This is a genomic window from Citrobacter sp. MGH104 (assembly GCF_001034485.1).
GTDB lineage: Bacteria > Pseudomonadota > Gammaproteobacteria > Enterobacterales > Enterobacteriaceae > Citrobacter > Citrobacter freundii.
In genome coordinates this window covers 566,619-585,759 of sequence record NZ_KQ089818.1, presented here as the reverse complement: position 1 = coordinate 585,759, position 19,141 = coordinate 566,619, and the positions used below count along the sequence as shown (strand labels likewise).

Below are 19,141 nucleotides of genomic sequence, written 5' to 3'. Positions count from 1 at the left end.
AAAAATGACATTAACCGACGTTTTAATACGCGTCGGTTATTTTTTTGCATCAAACCAATCATTCATAAAAGAGGCCGGGCTTCGTACCGGATAGATACTTACTTAAAAATCGACAGTTGTTGTCGCTGAGGATTAACAAAAAATGGGGCAATTTTTTGCTTACGCGACGGTTTTCGCCGTAATGGGGGATAACCATGTCGCATAACGCTACTCCAAACACCTCTCGCGTGGAATTACGTAAAACGCTTACGCTGGTTCCGGTTGTCATGATGGGCCTTGCCTATATGCAGCCGATGACGCTGTTCGATACATTCGGTATCGTATCAGGAATGACCGATGGTCACGTCCCGACAGCTTACGCCTTTGCACTGATCGCCATCCTTTTTACCGCACTGAGCTACGGTAAACTGGTACGCCGCTATCCGTCTGCAGGCTCTGCCTACACTTACGCCCAGAAATCCATTAGCCCGACCGTTGGCTTTATGGTGGGTTGGTCATCACTGCTGGACTACCTGTTCGCCCCGATGATCAACATTCTGTTGGCGAAAATTTATTTTGAAGCGCTGGTGCCCTCGATTCCATCGTGGATGTTCGTGGTGGCGCTGGTGGCCTTTATGACCGCCTTCAACCTGCGCAGCCTCAAATCCGTTGCGAATTTCAACACCGTGATCGTGTTGTTGCAGGTGGTGCTGATTGCGGTGATCCTCGGCATGGTCGTTTATGGCGTGTTCGAAGGGGAAGGTGCCGGTACGCTGGCGAGCAGTCGCCCATTCTGGTCCGGTGATGCGCACGTGATCCCGATGATCACCGGTGCGACCATCCTGTGCTTCTCGTTCACCGGTTTTGACGGTATCAGCAACCTGTCAGAAGAAACCAAAGACGCTGAGCGCGTGATCCCGCGTGCGATTTTCCTGACTGCGCTGATTGGTGGCCTGATCTTTATCGTCTCCACCTATCTGCTGCAGTTGTACTTCCCGGATATTTCGCGCTTTAAGGATCCAGATGCTTCGCAGCCGGAAATCATGCTGTATGTTGCCGGTAAGTTCTTCCAGGTCGGCGCGCTGATTTTCTCTACCATTACCGTACTGGCGTCCGGTATGGCGGCGCATGCAGGCGTTGCGCGTCTGATGTACGTGATGGGTCGTGACGGCGTATTCCCGAAAAGCTTCTTCGGTTATGTACACCCGAAATGGCGTACTCCGTCCATGAACATCATTCTGGTTGGGGCGATTGCTCTGTTGGCAATCAACTTCGACCTGGTGATGGCGACGGCGCTGATTAACTTTGGTGCGCTGGTGGCATTTACCTTCGTTAACCTGTCGGTAATCTCCCAGTTCTGGATCCGTGAGAAGCGTAACAAGACGCTGAAAGATCACTTCCAGTACCTGTTCCTGCCAATGTGCGGTGCGCTGACCGTTGGCGCGCTGTGGGTGAACCTGGAAGAAAGCTCAATGGTCCTGGGCCTGATCTGGGCGGGTATCGGTCTGATCTACCTTGCTTGCGTGACCAAAAGCTTCCGCAACCCGGTCCCACAGTACGACGAAGATATCGCGTAATAACTGCATTTAGCTGAAAAAAAACGGAGACATGTTCTCCGTTTTTTTATACGTGGGATTTATACAATCTCTTCGGCATACTGCCAGAGTGATTTCAGCAGCATCAACTTTTCTTTGTTATCCGCATATTGCTGGCTCAATAGCTGCAATTCATTGGCATAATTTTGCAAAAACTCCGGTGTGAATACCTGGCGACGATGGTCCAGCCAGCGCTGCTGTTCAGCTTCGTCCAGCGTTCCCGGGAAGTTACGTGCACGGTAATTAAACAACAGTTTTTCAATGCGCTTATCGACAAAGGAGATATCCAGCGCCGGTAAATTGCGTGGTTCGGTTTCCAGAACGATTTTCATCGCCGCACGGTCAGCATCGCTGAAAAAGCCGTTGTACAGTTGGGCATCCACGTTATCTGATGGAGTAAAGGGTTCCGCATCGGCAAAGATCGCGACCACTTTGTCGCGTATCTGCGGGTTTTCGCGCAGAACTTTAAGATTATCCAGACAATGCTGGCGGTTAATGCCAAGGCGGTCGGCGTCTTCCGGACGCAGGGTATTCGCCTGTGCCAGTACCGGGCATTTGTTGATGTGCACCAATTTAACCGGTACGGCCGGGTTATCACCCAGATCTGCTTTAGACGTGTAGAGCCGCTCGCGCAGGGCGTCGCTGTCGAGTTCGAGCAGCGGCGAAATATCACCAGCTAAGTCGACCATAATAACCGCGTTACGATTCTCCGGATGCCACGCCAATGGCGCCACCCAACTGGTGTTACCGCGCCATGCGCCGAACATACCAGAGACATGGACCAGCGGTTTCATTTGCGGGACATCAACCAGTGCGGCCAGCTTGTGCTTATTACGATGGCTGTAGAGATAATCAAACAGACGCGGCTGGCGCGACTTCACTAATTGCGCCATTGCGATCGTGGCGTATACGTCCGCCATCGCATCGTGAGCATTGGCATGCTCAATACCGTTGGCTTTAGTCAAATGCTCCAGGCGGAAGCTGGGTAAGCCGTCGTCGTTTTCCGGCCAGTTAATGCCTTCAGGGCGCAGGGCATAGCAGGCGCGCATCACATCCAGCAGATCCCAGCGCGAATTATCGTTCTGCCAACTCCAGGCATAGGGATCGTAGAAATTACGATACAGGATGTTGCGCGTCACCTCATCATCGAAGCGCACGTTGTTATAGCCCAGGATACAGGTTTTCGGCACGGTGAACAGGGCGTGGATGCGCGCGGCAAAAGCGGCTTCATTCTCTCCCTTTTCACGTGCTTCCTGCGGTGTGATACCCGTAATCAACACCGCCTCAGGCTGCGGCAGATAATCGTCCGCGGGTTTGCAATAAAAGACTTCTGGTTCACCGATGATGTTGAAATCATTATCTGTGCGGATAGCCGCAAATTGCGCGGGTCTGTCCAGCGCCGGATGGGTGCCAAAGGTCTCGTAATCGTGGAAGAGAAAACCAGGTTGCTGCTTGCCGTCATTCATTGTTCAGTTATGTCCGGGATCAATTTAGCGCTCGTCCAAGAATACCAAAAAATAGTGAGATAATCAGCTATGGTATTATCGAAGCTGGATTGTGTACGCAATAAAGTTGAGATAAACAGGACTTTTATAGAATTAATTAATAAATTCCGCACTGTTAAAATAAATTACGGAAATAAAATATCTTGGAGTTGCGGATTTGTAAACAATCTAATTGATAACCATTATTGTTATTTTCTTCTTCTTTTATTGTGTTCTGGAAACTTTAAAAGTCTTTTATAAACAAAGAGTTTTTATTTGTGTCAATTCGCTGTCATGCATTGTAATGAAATGTGATTGATGTAAAAAATAAATATTCTAAACGCCATATAATCATTGGATATATCTAATAACAGGAGGTTATATGAGCATTAGTCGGCGTAATTTTTTGCGAGGAGTAGGTATAGGTTGCTCTGCCTGCGCGATAGGAAGTTTTCCGCCAGGCGCACTGGCGCGTATTTCTCCAGAGAGCATTAAGGGGAAAACATCCCTGACGCCAAGTTTGTGTGAAATGTGTTCTTATCGTTGCCCGATACAGGCACAGGTAATTAATAATAAAACGGTTTTTATTCAAGGGAACCCTAATGCGCCCCAGCAAGGGACACGTGTCTGCGCTCGTGGCGGCAGCGGCGTTAGCCTGGTCAACGACCCGCACCGTATTGTTAAACCCATGAAACGCACAGGACCTCGCGGGAGCGGAGAATGGCAGGTTATTAGCTGGGAACAAGCGTATAAAGAAATTGCCGAAAAAATGACGGCAATCAAAACGCAGCATGGTCCTCAGGGCGTCGTGTTTTCTTCTAAATCCGGTTCGCTTTCAGGGCATTTATTTCAACTGGCGACGGCTTTCGGATCGCCAAACACCTTTACGCACGCGTCGACATGCCCGGCCGGAAAATCGATTGCCGCCAAAGTGATGATGGGCGGCGATTTGGCCATGGATATCGCCAATACCCGTTATATGGTCTCTTTTGGTCACAACCTTTATGAAGGAATTGAGGTTGCCGAAACGCATGAACTGATGATGGCGCAGGAAAAGGGCGCAAAAATGGTCAGCTTCGACCCTCGTCTGTCCGTCTTCTCCAGCAAGGCGGATGAATGGCATGCGCTCAAACCGGGCGGCGACTTGCCGGTGTTGATGGCCATGTGTCACGTCATGATCAATGAAAAATTGTATGACGCGGACTTCGTTGCGCGCTACACCACAGGGTTTGACCAACTGGCAGAAGCAGTACAAGAGACCACGCCGGAATGGGCGCAAAAGCAAGCTGATGTGCCTGCTGATGTCATTGTTCGGGTCACCCGAGAAATGGCCGCCTGCGCGCCTCATGCTATCGTCAGCCCGGGCCATCGTGCGACGTTCTCGCAAGAAGAAATTGATATGCGGCGCATGATTTTTACCCTCAATGTGCTGCTTGGCAATATTGAGCGTGAAGGCGGTTTATACCAGAAAAAAGCGGCGGCAACTTATAATAAGCTGGCCGGAGAGAAGGTCGCTCCGGTGCTGGCAAAACCCGATGTCAAATTACCCAAGCCAACGGCGCAGCGTATCGATCTGGTAGCCCCGCAGTTTAAGTACATCGCGGCGGGCGGTGGTGTGGTGCAAAGCATCATTGATGCTGTGTTAAACCAGACGCCTTATCCGGTGAAGGGATGGATTATGTCCCGACACAACCCTTTCCAAACCGTTACCTGCCGACCGGATCTGGTCAAAACCGTTGAACAGCTCGACCTTGTGGTCAGTTGTGATGTTTATCTAAGCGAAAGCGCGGCGTATGCCGACTACCTTTTGCCTGAATGTACTTACCTTGAGCGCGATGAAGAAGTTTCAGACATGTCGGGTCTGAATCCAGCCTATGCCCTGCGCCAGCAGGTAGTAGAACCTATTGGTGATGCGCGTCCAAGCTGGCAAATCTGGAAAGAGCTGGCCGTGCAGTTAGGCCTTGGGCAATTCTACCCATGGCAGGATATGCAAACGCGTCAGTTATACCAGCTTAATGGCGATCATGCGCTGTCTGCTGAACTGCGTGAGAAAGGGTATCGGGAGTGGGGTGTTCCGTTACTGCTGCGTGAACCTGAAGCGGTGCGTCAGTTTGTGGAACGCTATCCGGGCGCGGTGTCGGTTGACAGCGACGGTACCTATGGCGAGCAACTGCGCTTTAAATCCCCTTCAGGAAAAATAGAGCTTTATTCTGAAGAGCTGGAGACGCTCCTGCCTGGCTACGGTATTCCGCGCGCGCGCAATTTTGCGCTCAAAGGCGATAGTGAGCTCTATTTTATCCAGGGAAAAGTGGCGGTTCATACCAACGGTGCGACGCAATACGTGCCACTGCTTAGCGAGTTGATGTGGGACAACGCGGTGTGGATCCACCCGCAAACGGCCCGTGAAAAAGGCATCAAAAGCGGCGATGACATCTGGCTGGAAAATGCGACCGGCAAGGAAAAAGGCAAAGCGCTGGTCACCGCCGGAATTCGGCCCGATACGCTGTTTGTTTATATGGGGTTTGGCGCCAAGGCGGGAGCCAAAACCGCGGCGACAACGCACGGTATCCATTGCGGTAATTTGCTTCCGCATGTCACCAGTCCGGTTTCCGGTACAGTGGTGCACACCGCTGGCGTTACGCTTCGTCGGGCATGAGAAAGGAGAACATCATGAATCAAGCAACAAACCCTTATGTCATGCTGCATGACGAGAAACGCTGTATCGGCTGTCAGGCATGTACGGTTGCCTGCAAAGTTTTGAATGACGTGCCAGAGGGATTTAGCCGTCTACAGGTGCAGATCCGTTCACCTGAACATGAACCCGAGGTGCTATCCCACTTCCAGTTTGTTCGCGTTTCCTGTCAGCATTGTGAAGATGCGCCGTGTGTCAGCGTTTGTCCGACCGGTGCGTCATTTCGCGACGAAAATGGCATTGTGCAAGTGGATAAGTCTCGCTGTATTGGCTGTGACTATTGCGTTGCCGCTTGTCCGTTCCACGTTCGTTATCTCAATCCGCAAACGGGAATTGCCGACAAATGTAACTTCTGTGCAGATACCCGACTGGAGACTGGACAATCGCCCGCCTGCGTTTCCGTTTGCCCGACGGATGCGCTGAAATTTGGTCGTCGTGACGACCCGGAAATTCAGCACTGGATAAATCAAAAAGAGGTTTATCGCCAGCAGGATACGCGTAGCGGCCCGGTGAGTGTTTATCGGCGTAAAGAGATCCATCAGGAGGGTAAAGCATGAATTCTATCTGGGGAGCAGAGCTTAACTATGCGCCGGACTACTGGCCGCTGTGGCTCATTTATGCAGGCGTTGTTATTGTGCTGATGATTGCGGGCCTGGTTATACACGCGCTGTTACGTCGGATGTTGTCACCCAAAACAGCTACTGGAGAAGAACATCGGGATTACCTCTATTCGCTGGCAGTTCGCCGCTGGCACTGGGGTAATGCGCTGCTTTTTATCCTGCTTCTGCTGAGTGGCCTGTTTGGGCACTTCTCTGTCGGACCGGTGGCATTGATGGTGCAGGTACATACCTGGTGCGGTTTCGCCCTGTTGGCCTTCTGGGTTGGTTTTGTGCTAATCAACGCAACCAGCGGCAACGGTTGTCATTATCGGGTGAAGTTTAACGGGTTGATATCACGCTGCTTGTTGCAAACGCGCTTTTATCTGTATGGCATCATGAAAGGTGAGCCGCACCCGTTTGCAGCAACGGCAGAGAGTAAATTCAACCCGCTACAACAGTTGGCTTATCTGGCCATCATGTATGCGCTGGTTCCGCTGTTGATCATTACCGGGTTGTTATGTCTCTACCCGCAGGTAATAGGGGCAGGGCCTGTGATGCTGGTGCTGCATATGGTGTTGGCGATTGTCGGCTTACTGTTCATCTGTGCACATATTTACCTGTGCACGCTGGGTGACACACCGGGGCAAATTTTCCGCAGCATGATAGATGGCTATCATCGTCATCGCAGCCATCACGCAGAGACAGCACCGCGCAAAGGCTAATGCCCGCCGCGGTTGATATCTGAAAACCTTTCCTTACAGCAAGAAAATGTGCCTTATGTCACATTTTCTTGCAATTTATCCATGTTTGTTCGCCAGAACTTCCGTAAAAAGAACGGCTATTTTTCCATTTCCTGAGGACATGCTGTTGAAACGCCGTTTGTTTATTGCCGCTTCACTCTTTGCGATGAGTTTTTCGCCCGCGTACGCGACCGAGGTCGTAAGCTTTTCCCCACAGCCACCTGCGATTAATGCCGGAGCGTGGGTATTAATGGATTACACCACGGGCCAAATCCTGACAGCCGGAAATGAACACCAGCAGCGCAACCCTGCCAGCCTGACCAAGCTGATGACTGGTTATGTTGTCGATCGCGCAATCGACAGCAAGCGTATTAGTCCGACAGATATTGTCACCGTTGGGCGCGACGCCTGGGCGAAAGATAATCCGGTATTCGTCGGTTCATCCTTAATGTTCCTGAAAGAAGGGGATCGCGTTTCTGTACGCGACCTGAGTCGCGGGTTAATTGTTGATTCCGGTAATGATGCCTGTGTGGCGCTGGCGGATTACATCGCCGGAGGGCAGCCACAGTTTGTCGCGATGATGAACAACTATGTGCAAAAGCTGAACCTGCGTGACACGCATTTTGAAACGGTACATGGTCTGGATGCGCCAGGTCAGCATAGCTCAGCTTACGATCTGGCCGTGCTGTCGCGAGCTATCATCCATGGAGAGCCGGATTTCTACCATATGTACAGTGAAAAAAGCCTTACCTGGAACGGAATCACGCAGCAAAACCGTAACGGTTTGTTGTGGGATAAAACCATGAACGTCGACGGTCTGAAGACTGGGCATACCTCCGGCGCTGGATTCAACCTGATTGCTTCTGCTGTTGATGGGCAGCGCCGCCTGATTGCGGTTGTGATGGGGGCGGAGAGTGCGAAAGGACGTGAAGACCAGGCGAGAAAATTGCTGCAATGGGGACAAAAGAACTTCGATACCGTGCAGGTTTTACGTAGCGGTAAGCAGGTCGGTATTGAACGGATCTGGTATGGCGATAAAGAAAAAATTAGCCTTGGCACAGAGCAGGATTTCTGGATGGCCCTGCCTAAAGCCGAAGTCGCGAATATCAAGGCAAAATATGTTCTTGATAAGAAAGAACTGGTCGCCCCCATCGCTGCCCATCAACGTGTGGGGGAAATTGAACTCTACGATCGGGATAAACTGGTGGCGCACTGGCCTCTGGTTACGCTGGAGTCTGTCAACGAAGGTGGCGTCTTCTCGCGTCTGAGCGATTACTTCCGCCATAAGGCGTAGTTTTTCCTGATGTGCCTGACTGGCAAGAGTGCGAATCTGCTCACATAATAATCACTGATTCCTTGTGGCCGTCATACCTAAAAATTACACTGTATATAAATACAGTGTAATAACGGAGGTTATATGGAGTACGAGATAAAGCAGGTCGAGAAACGCATAATTGCCGGTTTCCATATGGTTGGACCGTGGGAACAAACGGTAAAGCAAGGTTTCGAACAGTTAATGATGTGGGTCGACGGTAAGCAGATCGTACCGCTGGAATGGATAGCCGTTTATTACGACAATCCTGACGTTGTTCCGGCGGAAAAACTGCGTTGTGATACCGTGGTGTCTGTGCCTGAAGGTTTTGAGATCCCGGAAAACAGTGAAGGGGTGATCCAGACCGAGCTGGCAGGTGGCGACTATGCTATAGCCGTTGCGCGCGTTGAAAATCATGACTTCGCGACGCCGTGGTATCAGTTTTTTGAGCGCCTGATGCAGGATTCGACGTATGCGATAGCCGCTAAACCCTGTTTTGAAGTTTATCTGAACAACGGCATGGAGGACGGTTACTGGGACATTGAAATGTACGTGCCGGTACAGTTGAAGTAACTGTTTTTGGTGTAAATCAGGATGAATGTCCTGGTCATCAGGATGATGTTTTCACCGTAAAAACAGGTACAATTCGCTTCTTTGCTATTCCCTGACGGAGTGCATGAGTGCGTGCAGATAAGTCGCTGAGTCCTTTTGAAATTCGTTTGTATCGTCATTATCGTGTGGTGCATGGCATTCGCATTGCGCTGGCGTTTCTTCTTACTTTTCTGTTGGTACGCCTGTTAAACATTCCCGAAGGTACATGGCCTCTGATCACGCTGGTGGTGATTATGGGGCCAATTTCTTTTTGGGGTAACGTTGTTCCCAGAGCGTTTGAGCGTATAGGCGGAACAATCCTGGGCTCGGTGCTTGGATTGATTGCCCTGCGTCTGGAACTCTTTTCGCTTCCGCTAATGCTGATCTGGTGCGCGGTGGCGATGTTTCTCTGTGGCTGGTTGGCGTTGGGTAAAAGGCCGTATCAGGCGCTGCTGATTGGCATTACGCTTGCCGTGGTCGTGGGGGCGCCTGCCGGAGATATGAATACCGCGTTATGGCGCGGTGGCGACGTTATTTTGGGTTCGTTACTGGCGATGCTGTTTACCGGCATCTGGCCGCAGCGGGCATTTATACACTGGCGTATCCAATTGGCACATTGTGTGACGGGATACAATCGGGTGTATCAGGCCGCGCTATCCCCTAATTTGCTTGAGCAACCGCGGCTTGAGAAGCATTTACAGCAGCTCTTAAGCGACGTTGTCAAAATGCGCGGACTCATCGTTCCCGCCAGTAAAGAAACCCGTATTCAAAAATCAATTTTTGAGGCTATTCAAACGGTTAACCGCAATCTGGTCTGCATGCTTGAACTGCAAATTAATGCGCTTTGGGCCAGCCGCACCAGCCACTTTGTCATGCTGAATGCGCAAACTTTACGTGAAACTCAGCTCAGGACGCAGCAGGCGCTACTGACCATAACCCACGCCTTGTACGAAGGGAATCCGCAGCCGGTGCTTGCCAATACGGAAAAGCTCAATGACACCGTGGCGGAGTTGCGTCAGCTCATTGCTGAGCATAAAGGCGATAATGTCGCAGAAACGCCCATTCACGGCTACGTTTGGTTGAACATGGAAATGGCGCGACAGCTGGAGTTGCTCTCACATTTAATCTGTCGCGCGCTGCGCAAATAAAGAGCAGATGAGGCGATAGGTTCTACTGCTGCTTCGATTCAGCAAAGATTAGAGGTATGATACTGAAAAAGGCTAAAACCATTGGTAACTGCAATGGCTTTACCCTCGATAATTCAGGTTTCAACCATGCATTGTCGATGCAGATGCAACTTGAAGTATGGCGGGCATGAAAGTAATGTTGACCCACTTTAGCCGTTGTTTTAACGAATCCGAATCTCACATTATCAGGGGTGTAAAAATGGAAACTACCAAGCCTTCTTTCCAGGACGTGCTGGAATTTGTTCGTCTGTTCCGTCGTAAAAACAAACTGCAACGTGAAATTCAGGACGTTGAGAAAAAGATCCGTGACAACCAGAAACGCGTTCTGCTGTTGGACAACCTGAGCGACTACATCAAGCCTGGAATGAGCGTGGAAGCGATTCAGGGCATTATCGCCAGCATGAAAAGCGATTATGAAGATCGTGTTGATGATTACATCATCAAAAACGCTGAGATCTCTAAAGAGCGCCGCGACATCTCTAAAAAGCTGAAAGCGATGGGCGAAGTGAAAAACGCCGATGCGAAAGCTGAGTAACGATTTTATGCTCGTTTGGGTCGCTGCTTAGCGGCGGCCCTTATTGCAGTTCGACCCCGCCAGTTACCATCCGCAACAAATGTTGTTCCGGCCAGTGCACTGTCAATTTTTTCTGCGTCAGCATCCATTTAATGTAGTCCACATCATGACGCCTTCTGTCGAGCATCAGACCGACGACGCTGCCGCTGTGCGCGACGTTGACACCGTATAAATCACATTCTTCTACCAGTGCTAATAGTGAATCAAAATCTGGTTTAGGTAACAGTAACTGGCTGGCGATCGCGCTCAGCGTGGCGGCTTCGCCCATCCGATAAGGGTTTTGACTGATACAGGCTTCCTGTACCTTTTCCCATGCGCGTTTCAGTGCTGGGGCGCCCGCCAGTAGCCCTGACTGACGTGGAGTACGGTGATAATCAGCAGTAAGCAAGATTTCCGGACTTTCGAGAACCAGCAGATCGAGTTGAGGCTGGGATTCACAGGCAATTTGCGTGGAGGCGTCGTTATGATCGAACAGCGTAAGCTGGCGGAAAACGGTGCTGTCGGTAGGTTCCAGCGAAACGCAAAGCTGCGCCAGAGTGGATTCGTCTAGCTGATGCCCCAGATACTGTGCCGTGGCGATTGCCGTGGCGGCGATATCCGCTGTGCTGCTGGCCATCCCTTTAGCGACAGGAATGGTTGACTGGACATCTATTCGGATATCCTGACTCATGTGTGCCGGGTATTGCCAGTGCAGCAATAACCTCTCAACCATTGCTCGCGAAAGTGGACGTTCATCTGTCAGCGGTGAACCTGAAGTGACCTCAACGGTGCTATACCATTCAACCGGGCAGGAGACCAATTTCTCACTGCCCAGAATCCAGCCCTGGATAAGTTCTCCGCACGATGCGGGACATTGCGCAACAGCCACGTCTTCACCTATGTGATCAGCAATCCTCGGCGCATAGTGTCATGGCGATCGCGCTATTACCATGATTTGCCGCAATTTGAGGTGCTGCAGTATTATGCAGGAATGCCCAATGTCACAGTTTCAGATATCGCTAAACGCATAACGTCTTGCGCAATCATTAGCTCTTCATTGGTATTAATCACTGCTACTTTGACCATCGCATTTTCCGTTTGAATGAAGGTGGCATTACGCTGATTTTTTTCCTCATCAACGGCCAGACCCAGGAAATTCAGGTTACGGCAAATCGCAGCGCGCGCCCGTGCGGAGTTTTCGCCAATACCACCGGTAAACACCAGGGCATCCAGACCGCCCATCTGCATAATATAGCTACCAATGGTGGCACGAATGCGCTCAGCAAAAAGCGTCAACGCCAGCGCAGCCTGGTGATTGCCTGTATCTGCGGCATGTTCAACGTCGCGGTAGTCAGGTGAGATGCCAGAAACACCGAGCAATCCGGACTCATTGTTGAGCAATTGATTGAGCTGCTGCGGTGTTTTGCCTTCTCGCAGGGCTATCCAGGGCAAAATGGATGGATCAATATCGCCACTTCGCGTGCCCATCATCACGCCAGACTGTGGTGTAAAGCCCATTGACGTATTCACCGATTGTCCGCCTTTGATGGCGCAGATGCTGCTGCCGTTGCCCAGATGACAACAAACAACGCGCAGGGCGCTGAGTGGCACACCCAGTTTTTCAGCAAGCTGTGAGCTAACGTATTTGTGGCTGGTACCATGAAAACCGTAACGACGAATACCCAACTCGACATAGTAACGCCAGGGCAGGGGATAGATGAAAGAAGGCTCATCAAGCGTTTGATGAAACGCGGTGTCGAACACCGCAACGGCTGGCGTTTTGGGCAATAGCTGGCGGAATACCGCGATCCCCAACGCATTTACCGGGTTATGCAGAGGGGCCAGTTCCGCGAGGCGCTCGATTTCTGCCAGCGTTTCATCAGTTACCAGCGCGGAGTCTTTAAAGGATTCCCCGCCGTGTGCGACGCGGTGGCCAACGCCGTCGATCTCTTCCAGACTGCTGATAATGTGGTGGTTGAGCAGTTTTTCCAGAAGCAACGTTACGGCTTCACGGTGATCGGCTACGGGCAAAGTCTCCTGCCATTTCTGCGCTGGCGTTTTTAGGGTGACCTGTGCATCAGACAAACCGATACGTTCTATCAACCCCTGGCAGATCATTTCACCCTGCGGCATCGCCAGTAGTTGAAACTTAAGCGAGGAACTACCTGCATTAATGGCCATTATTTTGTGAGACATGAAGGTTCCTTTGCATTCAGAAAAATGAACATCTCATCGACCCCGGTATTCTCCAGCGCGCTGGTGACAAATACTTTTTGCGCACCAGCCTGAACTAACCAACTCTCCACAAGAGAAATACGCTGCGGGTTGGCTAAATCGGCTTTGGTAACGAGGCCAATAACGGGTCGGTTCATTGGTCCGGTAAAACCGGGAGAAAATGGTGACCACGGCGCGTCAGCATTGAGTACCAGCGCAATAATGTCCGCTTCACAGGCGCTGGCCAGTAGCGCACTGTACAGGCAGCGGTTCTCAAGATATTCACCCGGTGTGTCTATTGTCGTAGGAGACCAGACTATGGCCTGGGTCTTCTGATAGTGAAGCACCTCTCCGCGCATGCACTGCGTGAGCGACGTTTTACCGCACTGGCTGGGGCCAATTAGCATGATACGTTTCATGAGATTACGTCCGGGTGATGGGACACGCGGTAAAACGCATCATTTCGCCCAGCGTTCGGGTTACCTGTTTCAGCGCGTACTCAACGGCTGAAACATCGCCCGTCAGTACCACCGCGCCGGTAAACCGGTCGAGAAAACCAATCTCTACCGCCCCTGATTTCGTGGCGATATCACAGGCGATGATTGAGGCTTCGCTAGGGGTAATGGTCAGAATACCGATCGCAGAAACCGAATCTGGTAATCCCAGTTTCTTGAACAAATCCTTACCCGGATTAGCGATAAGATGCGCTAATGTGACCTGTTTGCCAGGTACATATTCCTGAATCATTCGATCCGTGGTGGGTTGCCTTTCCATTATCCCTCCACCATCTGTCGCCACATGCTTTCATGCGGGCGAGGAATGACCGAGCGGTAAACCAGCAGGCCTTTTTCACCCGCACTTTCACTGGCAACCGTCACCGCGTTATTCACATCGGATACATCGCCGGCAACGACCATGTAGCACTTGCCGCCAATACCAAATGCCATATGGACGCGGACCAGCGTGACGTTGGAGGCTTTAACCGCCCTGTCGGCGGCGCAGATGCAGGCAGCAACGCTCCATGTTTCGACAATACCAACTGCCTGACGCTTATCTACGCTGTTTAGTCCGCTGATTGCGGGGAGTACGCTGGCATGAATGTTGGGGAGTACCAGACTATCAACGAGCATATCGCCAGCAAGAGATGTTCCAGTGGCAATCGCCTGTTGTACGGCACCTACGTCACCACCGAGCATGAGTAGAAATTTTCCCGGGCAGATGGTCTTGCTGACCAGTAAATTCACATTCGCGCTTTTTAACATGGCATCGCCAGCTTCCATTCCTTTGGCAATGCTGGTGAGTTCTAAAATCCCTATAGCCTGAGACATGATTAACCTCTTATTACCGTGATGGATTGCTCAGTGATTTCGCTGACAATACCGTCAATACTGGCGTGAACAGGCGCGCCTAATGCACCGGACGGCACATCGGCAACGCATTGACCGCGAACAACGCATTCGCCTTGTTCTACACATGGGATAGCGCTGGCACCTATATGCTGGCGTAACAACAGCGTCGTTTTATCTGTGGAGTAGTCAGTCTCAGCCAGTGGCGCATCGTGATACCAGTCGCTAAGGCCCAGTTTGGTAATAAGGCGCTTAACTGGGATCAGCCGGTACTTCGCCATTTCATCCTCAGGATTTAGCGGCCCTTCATAACGATGGTTGAGCGCCCGCAGCTCGCGTTTAAGCATGCGGTTGATTCGCATCGGCGAAATCCCAACCGGACAGGCAACGCTTTCACACACATTGCATTCTGAGCAGGTCAGGGCCGTGAGCAGTAGCTGCGGCGTGGCCGCCTGCTGATAATTAACCGCACGAACCAGCAGATGCGGGGATAATTCATGACCGATCAAATGCCTTGGGCACAAATCCGTACACAAACGGCACTGCTCGCAAACGGTTTTTGCAACAGAAAGCACAGTGCGTTCATCCTGCATCCGCCGCTGAATCAACGCATGAGACTTAGGCAAAACCAGCAGGCCCCCGGTGGTCTTGCTGACTGGGGTATCCAGTGAAGTAATCAGGCCGCCCATCATCGGACCACCGTTAATAAAGCCGGGATCGTCAACGGTTGCACCCCCGGCCAGCGCCAGAACGTCACGTAAAGACATGCCGACAGGGACTGTGAGTGTGATGGGACTGGCGACTGCGCCGTTAACGGTCAAGGTACGACGCGTAACGGGATACTGCTGCTCAACTGCTCTCGCGATGTTGAGCACGGTCTGGACGTTATTGACCACTACGCCGACGCTGACCGGCAGCGCGGCAGGCGGAACTCTCCGGCCTGTTGCCATCCAGATGGTCAGAACCTCGTCACCTGCCGGGTAGACATCGGGCAAAATATGTAAGCGGATCCCGGCAGGCAGAAGGGGCGTTAATGCATTGATAGCCTGTTGGTATTTCTCTTTGAGCGCAATAATTCCGGAACTGGCTCCGGTAGCCGTCATGGCATATTGAACGCCGTGGATAAGTCGCTCAGCCTGGACGGCCATCAACTGCTGGTCAACTTTCAACATTGGCTCACATTCAGCCGCATTGACCAGAAAAGTATCGACCTGCGCCTGTAATTTTACGTGAGCAGGAAAGCCTGCGCCTCCGGCTCCGACAACGCCCGCTGCGCGAACGCGTTCGCGAATTGTCTGCGCATCATAGAGCGTGGACTCTGCCGTCATGGCTGTCTTCATAATAATTCCTCAAGCAGTTCCTGCATGGCACTGGCGTCGGCAACACGAGGATTGGTTTGCAGCGTGACATCAGCCAGCGCGGCCTGAACCATCGACGGGATACGTTGCGACCAGGCTTGCTTTCCGTCTTTAAGCGCGTCAACTAAAGAAGGCAACGCACACTGTTTTTTGAGTAGCTCGATATGATGAATGAGCGCATTCAATGCCGCTGTATCGTTCGCGTTATCCGGGCATAAATGGCAGGCTTTAGCGAAACGGGCATAGCGCTTCGCAGCCCGCGGATCGCGAGCATTAAAATGAATGACATGGGTCAGCAGCAGCGCATTGGCAAGTCCGTGTGGCAGATGAAACTGACCGCCCAACTGATGGGCAATCGCATGATTGATCCCCAGTCCAGCCTGACTAAATGCCATTCCCGCGAGCGTTGACGCATTGTGCATTTTCCCTCTTGTTGCCAGGCATTCGCCTTTGCTGACGGCGACAGGCAGGTACTGGAAGACGATTTGAGCCGCTTTTTCAGCCAGTGCATCGGTGAAGTCGCTGGCCTTCGTGGACACGTATGCCTCCAGCGCATGCGTTAACACGTCCATGCCGGTATTCGCGGTTATGGCTGGCGGTACGCTGACGACCAGCGTTGGATCAAGGATGGCCATGTCTGGATAAAGCGCATTATTAAACAATGGATATTTAATGCCTTTATCCGGATCGCTAATCACGCAGGCGCTGGTTACCTCGGAGCCCGTACCGCTGGTAGTGGGAATTGCGACACAGGTTTCAATTTCAATACCGAACTGTCGGCTGAACCAGACGATGGCTTTTGCGGCGTCCAGTGCTGAGCCGCCACCAAAACCCATCACGACGTCCGGCCGCAGGGACTGCATTTGTGCAATCCCTTGAACTACAGTGCCGATGGTGGGATCGGGGGTGATATCGCTGAAAATGCTGATGCGGTTATCCGCTGGCAGAGCGTTGCGCAGCTTTTCAATCAGGGGAGAACGCGCGAGAAAACCATCGCAAATAATCCAGATATGCTTATTCGTGAAGCGCTTGAGCACATCCAGACTTCCCTGGCCGCTGTACAATCGAGTTTGCAGTGAAAAGCTATTCATAACGGCCCCATTAACGAATAGAAAAACCGTTTGTCAGCACGCAACGACGAGAGCGTGCGAAAGTGCGCGCAGATGTTGTTCCTTCACCGGTTGGCGTCGCAATAGTGAAGGTTGTAAAGCCTTCACCACCAACGCCGATCCCGGCGTAAGAGGGGCCATTTTTCACAAAGATGGAGGTCTGAAGCGTGCGCGCGGCAAGGTTCAAACGTGACACATTTTGCGAATGCATAATGGCCGTGTGATGCAATCCCTCTTCAACCTTCAGGGCCAACGTTAATGCACTATCAAAATCGCTCACCGTTACGACGGGGAGCATTGGCATCAGTTGCTCGCTGGTAACCCACGGGTCGTCCGCATGGACGATGCCTATCAGTAATCGAGGTGCTTTTGCCGGAACCGGTATTCCTGCTGCTTCCAGTAAGGTTGCCGGGCTTTTACCCACCAGTTTTTTATTTGCTATGCCTTCTGGTAGACAGACGGCTCGCAGTTTGTCTACCTCTTCTCTATTGAGAAGCATCGCACCAAAAGACTGCATCTGCTGAACCAGTCGTTCGGCAACGGCATCAACAACAATCAGGCTCTTCTCAGCAATGCAGGGGAGGTTGTAATCAAAGGATGCGCCATTGATGATATCTTCCGCCGCCTTAACCAGGTCGGCCGTTTCATCAACAATGCAGGGTGGATTTCCTGCGCCTGCGCCGATGACTTTTTTCCCGCTTTTCATGCCCATAGCAACAATGCCTGGGCCACCGGTAATCGCCAGAACTGCGATTTTAGGGTGCGCCATCATCTGCTGGGTAGCCTCAAAAGTGGGTTCTGTGACCGTGACGACAAGATTACGAATTCCGCAGCAACGGAAAGCAATATCTTCAATCATGGCAATCAGCTTGAGTGAAATCTTTTTAGCACCCGGATGCGGACTGAAGTAAACGCTATTCCCTGCCGCCAGCATGCTGATGCTGTTGTTAATAATGGTCTCTGTCGGATTAGTACTGGGGGCGACAGAACCAATTACGCCAAACGGTGAATACTCGAATAACACCATGCCGCCATCGCCGGTTAGTGCCGTGGTGGTGAGATCTTCGATACCCGGAGTGTTGTCCAGCGCGGCTTTATTTTTAAGGAACTTATCCTCTTTGTTGCCCATACCCGTTTCGGCAGCGCTCTCAGCGGCCAGTGAAGCAAGATGAGGCGTCAGTTCTTCGCGTAGGGCGTTTATGATGGCGTTGCGGGTTTTCAATGGACATTGCTGGTAACGCAGAAAAGCCTGATGAGCGGCATCGATCGCTTCGCCAACGGACGGAAAAATACCGTTACCCTTAACTTCTACTTTTGCCGGGGCGAGTTGCTCACTCAAAATGTTACGAATAAGGGTTTCAAGTTCTGAAGTATTCATTGATGTGTTCTCACGTTAATCGCCGCAATGGCCGTTTCTGCAATGTCCATATCCTGTTCAACGCTTCCTCCGCTGATGCCAAGACCCCCGAGGAGTAAACCCTCACGCCATAATGCGTACCCGCCACCGAAGGTGACGACTTTTCCCTGCATATGGCTTTCCAGACCGTAAAGCGCGGCGCCTGGTTGTACTACTGATGTCAGCTCATGAGTGGCGGTTTTCATCGCCACGGCAGTCCAGGCTTTTTTCGGTGCCAGTTCGCTACTCACCAGTAATGCGTCAGGCATGCGCCAGGCCACCGTTTGGGTCCCGTTCGCATCAACAATGCTAATGACGACCGGAACCTGAAGTTCTTCTGCTCTCGTCACCGCAGCGCGAGTGAGTTGGTGGAGCTCCTGAAAAGACAGAGACATAGTCGGCTCCTTTGTGGCTGGTGGTTGAACGGCAGCGAGATAGCGCTCAGCCACTTTCTCAATGATTTCGTTTTGATGGGCGTCATGATCTTCTGCTCGTGCAAGCGCATATAAGCAGTCGGACAGGCGGTTGATATAACGCATCAGCACGTGTCTGACGGAGATCTCGGTGGACAGCTCGACCAGTCGTCTCTCTGCGCGGCGTGCCAGAGTTCGGGCAAAGTGCAGTCGGCTGGCGGCTTCGCTGCGGCCTGGTAAAATAAAGCTGCGCAGGGGCGGTACTCTTCCCATTGCGATATCGATGGCAGCTTCCAGTGCCGCAATTTCTTCTGAGCTGATGTAGCGCTGCTCTGGCGTCGGTTCTTCGCTTTCGCTTGCCAGTTCGGCGCTGAACCAAAAAAGCTGCAGCTGGATATTTTCAAGTAACTGCCGGTGCTGAGGGTTTTCCGCCGCGCAAACGCACAGGCTAAGCGCCGCATTCAGTTCGTCCAGCGTACCGTAGGCTTCCACGCGCGGATGCGTTTTGCTCACGCGCTGTCCGGTAAATAGGGCTGTTGTTCCGGCATCACCTGTGCGGGTATAAATCGCCAT

The 19,141-nt window shown here is 51.8% G+C and carries 19 protein-coding genes; 9 read left to right on the top strand and 10 right to left on the bottom strand.

Going from position 1 to position 19,141, the window contains the following annotated elements; translation table 11 throughout:
• The first annotated feature begins 142 nt into the window (after positions 1–142).
• Complete coding sequence (gene yoeI, locus SK34_RS25155) at positions 143–205, top strand: membrane protein YoeI (RefSeq protein WP_099045591.1); 63 nt, start codon at positions 143–145, stop codon at positions 203–205.
• Positions 195–1,556, top strand: a complete 1,362-nt coding sequence (gene plaP, locus SK34_RS02870) for a putrescine/proton symporter PlaP (RefSeq protein WP_003030167.1) — start codon at positions 195–197, stop codon at positions 1,554–1,556. Before yoeI ends, plaP begins: the two co-directional genes overlap by 11 nt.
• Positions 1,557–1,615: 59 nt before the next feature.
• On the opposite strand, the gene sbcB is transcribed toward plaP, so the two are convergent.
• Entirely contained in the window at positions 1,616–3,040 is a 1,425-nt protein-coding gene (gene sbcB / locus SK34_RS02865) for an exodeoxyribonuclease I (protein ID WP_003838973.1), read from the bottom strand.
• A gap of 400 nt (positions 3,041–3,440) precedes the next feature.
• Between sbcB and phsA the strand changes: the two genes are divergently transcribed.
• From phsA to SK34_RS02830, 7 genes are all read left to right on the top strand, one after another.
• Positions 3,441–5,714 carry a thiosulfate reductase PhsA gene (gene phsA, locus SK34_RS02860; RefSeq protein WP_048232295.1) on the top strand — a complete coding sequence of 758 codons (2,274 nt, stop codon included), beginning with the start codon at positions 3,441–3,443 and terminating at the stop codon, positions 5,712–5,714.
• Positions 5,715–5,728: 14 nt separating this feature from the next.
• Entirely contained in the window at positions 5,729–6,307 is a 579-nt protein-coding gene (gene phsB, locus SK34_RS02855) for a thiosulfate reductase electron transport protein PhsB (RefSeq protein ID WP_003838976.1), read from the top strand.
• Positions 6,304–7,071 (top strand): thiosulfate reductase cytochrome B subunit, encoded by a 768-nt coding sequence (gene phsC, locus SK34_RS02850; protein WP_003838979.1) that lies wholly within the window; start codon positions 6,304–6,306, stop codon positions 7,069–7,071. Before phsB ends, phsC begins: the two co-directional genes overlap by 4 nt.
• A 139-nt stretch (positions 7,072–7,210) precedes the next feature.
• Positions 7,211–8,383: a serine-type D-Ala-D-Ala carboxypeptidase DacD gene (gene dacD, locus SK34_RS02845; RefSeq protein WP_032936755.1), complete on the top strand. Its 1,173-nt coding sequence runs from the start codon at positions 7,211–7,213 to the stop codon at positions 8,381–8,383.
• A 123-nt stretch (positions 8,384–8,506) separates the two neighbouring features.
• Positions 8,507–8,974 carry a DNA gyrase inhibitor SbmC gene (gene sbmC, locus SK34_RS02840; protein ID WP_003838984.1) on the top strand — a complete coding sequence of 156 codons (468 nt, stop codon included), beginning with the start codon at positions 8,507–8,509 and terminating at the stop codon, positions 8,972–8,974.
• 107 nt (positions 8,975–9,081) lie between these two features.
• Positions 9,082–10,140 (top strand): FUSC family protein, encoded by a 1,059-nt coding sequence (locus SK34_RS02835; RefSeq protein WP_003844262.1) that lies wholly within the window; start codon positions 9,082–9,084, stop codon positions 10,138–10,140.
• A gap of 238 nt (positions 10,141–10,378) precedes the next feature.
• On the top strand, positions 10,379–10,714 hold the full coding sequence (locus tag SK34_RS02830) for a DUF496 family protein (RefSeq protein ID WP_003030187.1): 336 nt from the start codon (positions 10,379–10,381) through the stop codon (positions 10,712–10,714).
• Between the two features lie 40 nt (positions 10,715–10,754).
• Here SK34_RS02830 and SK34_RS02825 read toward each other — a convergent pair whose 3' ends face one another.
• The 9 genes from SK34_RS02825 to pduO all read right to left on the bottom strand — a co-directional run bounded on the left by SK34_RS02825 (position 10,755) and on the right by pduO (position 19,141).
• Positions 10,755–11,621, bottom strand: coding sequence for a GHMP family kinase ATP-binding protein (locus tag SK34_RS02825; RefSeq protein WP_048232292.1), 867 nt, complete (start codon positions 11,619–11,621; stop codon positions 10,755–10,757).
• Positions 11,622–11,713: 92 nt separating this feature from the next.
• Positions 11,714–12,928: an acetate/propionate family kinase gene (locus SK34_RS02820; RefSeq protein ID WP_003030191.1), complete on the bottom strand. Its 1,215-nt coding sequence runs from the start codon at positions 12,926–12,928 to the stop codon at positions 11,714–11,716.
• On the bottom strand, positions 12,913–13,365 hold the full coding sequence (pduV, locus tag SK34_RS02815) for a propanediol utilization protein PduV (protein WP_003030195.1): 453 nt from the start codon (positions 13,363–13,365) through the stop codon (positions 12,913–12,915). Before pduV ends, SK34_RS02820 begins: the two co-directional genes overlap by 16 nt.
• 4 nt (positions 13,366–13,369) lie before the next feature.
• Positions 13,370–13,720, bottom strand: a complete 351-nt coding sequence (gene pduU / locus SK34_RS02810) for a propanediol utilization microcompartment protein PduU (RefSeq protein ID WP_003030198.1) — start codon at positions 13,718–13,720, stop codon at positions 13,370–13,372.
• Complete coding sequence (gene pduT / locus SK34_RS02805; RefSeq protein ID WP_003030201.1) at positions 13,720–14,274, bottom strand: propanediol utilization microcompartment protein PduT; 555 nt, start codon at positions 14,272–14,274, stop codon at positions 13,720–13,722. The genes pduU and pduT overlap by 1 nt, the downstream gene beginning before the upstream one ends.
• Before the next feature lie 2 nt (positions 14,275–14,276).
• Positions 14,277–15,632 carry a cobalamin reductase PduS gene (gene pduS, locus SK34_RS02800; RefSeq protein ID WP_048232290.1) on the bottom strand — a complete coding sequence of 452 codons (1,356 nt, stop codon included), beginning with the start codon at positions 15,630–15,632 and terminating at the stop codon, positions 14,277–14,279.
• Positions 15,629–16,741: a 1-propanol dehydrogenase PduQ gene (locus SK34_RS02795; RefSeq protein ID WP_048232288.1), complete on the bottom strand. Its 1,113-nt coding sequence runs from the start codon at positions 16,739–16,741 to the stop codon at positions 15,629–15,631. The genes pduS and SK34_RS02795 overlap by 4 nt, the downstream gene beginning before the upstream one ends.
• A gap of 10 nt (positions 16,742–16,751) precedes the next feature.
• The gene (pduP, locus tag SK34_RS02790; RefSeq protein WP_048232284.1) at positions 16,752–18,137 is read right to left on the bottom strand and encodes a CoA-acylating propionaldehyde dehydrogenase PduP; all 1,386 of its coding nucleotides are present in this window, start codon (positions 18,135–18,137) and stop codon (positions 16,752–16,754) included.
• Positions 18,134–19,141, bottom strand: coding sequence for a two-domain cob(I)yrinic acid a,c-diamide adenosyltransferase PduO (gene pduO, locus SK34_RS02785; protein WP_048232283.1), 1,008 nt, complete (start codon positions 19,139–19,141; stop codon positions 18,134–18,136). Before pduO ends, pduP begins: the two co-directional genes overlap by 4 nt.